Below are 439 nucleotides of genomic sequence, written 5' to 3' on the forward strand. Positions count from 1 at the left end.
GGCGGCGCGGAACCCGACGGCGGTCGCCCGGGCCTTCGTGCCGACGCCGCGGGGCACCAACCTGTTCCAGGAGGCCTGCTGGGCCTGGCGGCGCCTGCCGGTCCCGGTGATCGCGGCCGTGCACGGGCACGTCATCGGCGCGGGCGTGCAGATCGCTCTCGCGGCCGACCTGCGCCTGACCACGCCCGACGCCCGCTGGTCCGTCAAGGAGGTCGAGCACGGCCTGGTCCCCGACATGTCGGGCATCCGCGCGCTGACGCAGCTCGTGGGCATCGAGACGGCCAAGCGCCTCACCTTCACCGCCGAGGAGTTCTCCGGGGCCGACGCCGGCCGCCTCGGCCTGGCCGGCACTGTCACCGACACGCCCCTGGCCGAGGCGTTCGAGCTGGCGGCCCGCATCGCCGGGCGGCGGCCCGAGGCCGTTGCGGCGGCGAAGCGG

The 439-nt window shown here is 76.8% G+C and carries 1 protein-coding gene; it reads left to right on the forward strand.

Annotated elements, in window-relative coordinates; translation table 11 throughout:
- On the forward strand, positions 1 to 439 hold a 439-nt coding region (locus PROKR_RS35310; RefSeq protein WP_036965323.1), incomplete at both ends, for an enoyl-CoA hydratase-related protein.

The sequence above is a fragment of the Promicromonospora kroppenstedtii DSM 19349 genome (assembly GCF_000515355.1).
Lineage (GTDB): Bacteria > Actinomycetota > Actinomycetes > Actinomycetales > Cellulomonadaceae > Promicromonospora > Promicromonospora kroppenstedtii.